Source organism: Effusibacillus lacus (assembly GCF_002335525.1).
Classification (GTDB): domain Bacteria; phylum Bacillota; class Bacilli; order Tumebacillales; family Effusibacillaceae; genus Effusibacillus; species Effusibacillus lacus.
This window is the reverse complement of record NZ_BDUF01000095.1, coordinates 126,319-130,507: the sequence shown is the minus strand read 5'-3', so window position 1 is coordinate 130,507 and position 4,189 is coordinate 126,319. Positions and strand designations below refer to the sequence as shown.

Annotated in this window: 5 protein-coding genes; all 5 read right to left on the bottom strand. The window is 52.4% G+C overall.

The features are described 5' to 3' along the window. Positions 1–111: 111 nt before the first annotated feature. The gene (locus tag EFBL_RS16555; protein WP_096183249.1) at positions 112–1,458 is read right to left on the bottom strand and encodes a MotE family protein; all 1,347 of its coding nucleotides are present in this window, start codon (positions 1,456–1,458) and stop codon (positions 112–114) included. A gap of 35 nt (positions 1,459–1,493) precedes the next feature. After that, the gene (gene fliJ / locus EFBL_RS16550; protein WP_096183248.1) at positions 1,494–1,946 is read right to left on the bottom strand and encodes a flagellar export protein FliJ; all 453 of its coding nucleotides are present in this window, start codon (positions 1,944–1,946) and stop codon (positions 1,494–1,496) included. Then, complete coding sequence (gene fliI, locus EFBL_RS16545; protein WP_096183246.1) at positions 1,943–3,268, bottom strand: flagellar protein export ATPase FliI; 1,326 nt, start codon at positions 3,266–3,268, stop codon at positions 1,943–1,945. The genes fliJ and fliI overlap by 4 nt, the downstream gene beginning before the upstream one ends. Continuing rightward, entirely contained in the window at positions 3,261–4,058 is a 798-nt protein-coding gene (locus EFBL_RS16540) for a FliH/SctL family protein (RefSeq protein WP_096183244.1), read from the bottom strand. Before EFBL_RS16540 ends, fliI begins: the two co-directional genes overlap by 8 nt. After that, positions 4,051–4,189 (bottom strand): FliG C-terminal domain-containing protein (locus tag EFBL_RS21475; RefSeq protein ID WP_275539562.1); only part of this gene is annotated, 139 nt, incomplete at its 5' end. The genes EFBL_RS21475 and EFBL_RS16540, both read right to left, overlap by 8 nt.

Here is a 4,189-nt window from a genome sequence, read left to right as displayed (position 1 = left end):
AAAATGGCTTTCAAACTAAACAAAAATGAACGATTGTAGCCACTTCACCCCTTATTCAGACTCAGAATCATGTCTCTAATTCCGAGCTACTATAGGAAGAACATGATTCCATTACATTTGGAGCAATTGGGCCGCGAGTTTGGGATCCATTTCCTTCAGAATGTCTTCCAGCTCGTCGTCATCTATGTGCTTGACAATAGCCCGGGCCTGTTCAATCGGCATTTCCGCCAGAATCTCAGCCGCTTTATCGGGTGCCATCACTTCGAAAGTGTCGGCACGTGTATCCCAATAATCATCCGTCTCTTCCAGGTCATTTTCCTGCATCTCGATCCGGGCGGCGAAAGTTCGATCCATTTCCTCCAGGATTTTTCCTTTTTTCTCAAGGCTCATCCCGTTAAGTATGGCCCTGGCCCTTTCAACGGGCATTTGTTCAAGAATTCCCGCCGCCTTGTCGGGAGGGAGCATCGCGTAAAAAGGATCTTGCGGCTTCATGAAATCGGACTGAATACGGGCGGCCGCCACAGGGTCCATTTCGGCAAACACTTTCGCTTTTTCTTCCGTTGACATGCTTCCCAAGATGCCTCTTGCCTCGATGGTAGGCAGTTCGGCCAGGATGGCCGCCGCTTTATCCGGTGGAAGCTGACCGTAAAAAGAGGGCTGCTTTTGTGCCGGCTGCGGGATGTTGTCTGACTCGATATGGGCCGCAATCTTCGGGTCCATTTTTTCAATGATGGCCGCACGGCTTTCTGCGTTCATCTGATCCAAGATGGCACGAGATTCTTGAACCGGAATCTGCGAGAGAATGGATGCCGCTTTTGCCGGGTCCATGGATCCGTAAGTTCTCGCTTTCTCCGAGAAAAATTGGGTCGGTTCCGTCTGCGGCGGAAGAGTGGAGCCATTTTCCAGGCTTGCTGCCACCTTGGGATCCATTTTTGCAAGAATGGCCGCTTTCGTTTCCGCGTCCATCGCATACAAAATCGATCTTGCCTCAAATGGCGCTGTCTGAGATAAGATGGAAGCGGCATTCTTGGGAGACATGCTGCTAAAAATCTGCGCTTTGTCCTGCCAATATTTTTCGATTTGCTTTCGTTCTTCTTCCCGCTTCTTCTGATCCTCGGCGGTCTTCTTCAGCTTGGCAAGTTCCGCATCTCTGGTTTGCAGGTCCTGCTGCAGCAAGTCCTTTGACTGTTGGACAGATGTCAGCTGTTTATTTGCCTCATCAAGCTGCGCTTGCAGTTTCTGCAGTTCGGAACGTTCTTTCCTGGTGGCTTCGTCCGGTGGAACAATGGAACTGAGCACCGGGGTTTGGCGGGCGATGGCCAGCAGTTTCCCGGTCACGTTATAGCCCATAAACTGGAGAACAAGCCCCAAGATCAGCAGTGTAAACAACAATGGCAGGATAATGATGTAGAACAACCATTCCAATTTGCCGTAAGACCGTTCTTCTCTTGCTTCCATCCTTCCACACCTCCTCGAACCGGGATGATTCTTCCCTATCGACCGATTCCCCGATATCGGCGCATTTGCATGCCAATCTCGTCCAATTCGACTTGCTCCTGTTTTTGCAGTTCATAATTCAAAGCTGCAAGCCGTTTCTCTTTAAGATTATTCCATGTTTCCTCTTCCCGCTGTCTTTCCACCAGCCTGAGACGGGTGGCTTCCGCTTGCATCTCCAATTCCCTGCACTGCATGACTTGGCTCCGGATCTTCATGCGCTGCGTGTCTATCCAACCTGTCCAGTCGAGAAGTTCAACGGGGGTCAATCCTTCCTGCTGCTTGTCACGAAAACGGTCAAGTGCATCCTGGAGTTCCTGCTCCAAACCGGCAAGAAGTTCCTCCGCTTGGAAAAGACTGCGTTTGACCTCCGAGTATTCCCACTCGGTTTGCCTGACCAGCATTTTCTTGATGGAATTGATCTTCTGAATGGTTTTGATCGGAACGCTCATTCCTCAATTCCTCCAAAGAGGTGGATCAATTGTTCCACAGAGGAAGCATAATCCGCCTTTTCATGAACCGTTTGCCGAAGGTACTGATCCATCGATTCCTTCAACCGGATTGCCATGTCGATTTCCCGATTGGTTCCGACTTGATACGCGCCGATTCGGATCAAATCCTCCGCCTCCCGGTAGACAGCCGCCAGCATTTTGAACCTGACAGCCGCTTCGCGATGTTCCTGAGAGATCAGATCATTCATCACCCGGCTGACACTCGACAACACGTCGATCGCCGGAAAGTGACCTTTGTTTGCCAAACTTCTTGACAATACGACATGGCCGTCCAGAATCCCCCGAACCGCATCGGCGATGGGGTCATTCATGTCATCCCCGTCGACCAGAACGGTATACAAACCGGTAATCGTTCCGCTTGCTCCCGTTCCCGCCCGTTCCATCAATCTGGGCAACATGGCAAAAACTGACGGAGGATACCCTTTGGTGGCGGGCGGCTCACCGACTGCCAATCCCACTTCCCGCTGGGCCATTGCAAACCGGGTCGCCGAATCCATCATAAGGTTGACATGCAGCCCTTGGTTTCTAAAGTATTCGGCGACCGTGGTGGCAACCAGCGCCCCTTTGATCCGGATCAAAGCGGGTTGATCCGAAGTTGCAACAACCAGTACCGATCGTGCCAATCCCTCGGGCCCCAGATCTTTCTCTATGAATTCCCGCACCTCTCTGCCCCGTTCCCCGATCAGGGCTATGACATTAACATCGGCAGATGTATTACGGGCAATCATTCCCAATAGCGTGCTTTTTCCCACGCCGCTGCCGGCAAAAATCCCGATCCGTTGCCCTCGCCCTACTGTCAGAAGTCCATCCAGGCAGCGAACCCCTACTGACAACGGGGTGCGAATGGTGGGCCGGGTCAGGGGATTCGGCGGTTCATTGTCGGTTGGCTTTTCTTCCGCCAGCAACAATTCTCCCAAACCGTCAATCGGTTGCCCCACTCCGTTCAGGATTCTCCCCAGAAGGGAGGAGCCGACAGGAACCTGCAAGGGCTTTCCGGTGCCCCGAACTTCACTGCCAGGACCGACAGCCCCCAGCTCCCCAAGGGGCATCAGCAGCACCCGGTCTTCCCGGAACCCCACCACTTCCGCCATACAGGGGGTTGTCTTATTCACCGGATAGATCCAACAGATGTCTCCGACCTTGGCAGTCGGGCCGATCGACTCAATTGTCAGGCCAATGACCTGAACAACCTTGCCATAGTGGACCAAACTGCTCGTTCTTATCACGACTTCGGAATAGGCCTTAACCGGAAACTTATCCACGGTACATGGATTCTGCCATATCCAGCAGAGCCCGTCTCACCTCTTGCAATTGACTGTCAATCCGGGCATCCACGGTGCCCTGGCGTGTTCGCAGCAGACAACCGCCTCTTTCCACCGCCGGGTCCGCCTTTAATTGAAGTTCAACTTGCGAACCGTGTTTGATAAACATTTCCTCTTTGACTGTTACAAGAATCGGGATATCGTCCGGATGAGCGATCACCTCAACCTGTGAACGGTCAACCAGTTCGGCCAAAGCGCTTTTCACAGTGTTGGACACCCATGAGGACTCGCATTCAATTTCTTTCCCCATGATTTTTCTGGCCACCGCGCAAGCAAGTTCAAGCAGTTCTTGTTCCGCTTGCAGTTGGTAAGTTTTCCGGTTCATCTCCACCCGGTTGATCAATTCCAGGGCTTGCTCGATCTTATTATTGTAGGAAGCTTCCCCAACCGCTTTTCCTTCCTCATAGCCGTTTCGATAACCGGTCTGTCTGCTTTCCTCCATGATGTGCTCCGCCTGCAGCCTGGCGTTGTCCAATAGAGCTTCCGCCTTGGCATTGGCTTCTGCAATCAACGTTTCCGCTACACGCTGTGCTTCGGAAAGAATGTGGGAAGCTTCCTCCCGGGCAGCAAGCATGATTTCCTCAGGTGACATGACCGGTTCCGGATCTTCTGGATCAGACACGCCATGCCCTGTGTGATTTACGGGCATTGTAACTTTGATCACCGGAATGGTATGAATCGTTCGGGTACCGTTAACCGACGCATAGAGCGATTTCACGATCTTAGACAATGATATCGTCGCCTCCTCCGCGAGCGATCACGATCTCTCCACTCTCTTCCAACCTTCTGATTACGCCCACAATTCGCTGCTGCGCCTCTTCCACATCCCGCAACCGCACAGGCCCCATGAACTCCATGTCT

Coding starts and splice junctions, on each gene's coding strand:
- EFBL_RS16555 (WP_096183249.1), bottom strand. CDS start 1,458: ATGGAAGCAAGAGAAGAACGGTCTTACGGCAAATTGGAATGGTTGTTC.
- fliJ (WP_096183248.1), bottom strand. CDS start 1,946: ATGAGCGTTCCGATCAAAACCATTCAGAAGATCAATTCCATCAAGAAA.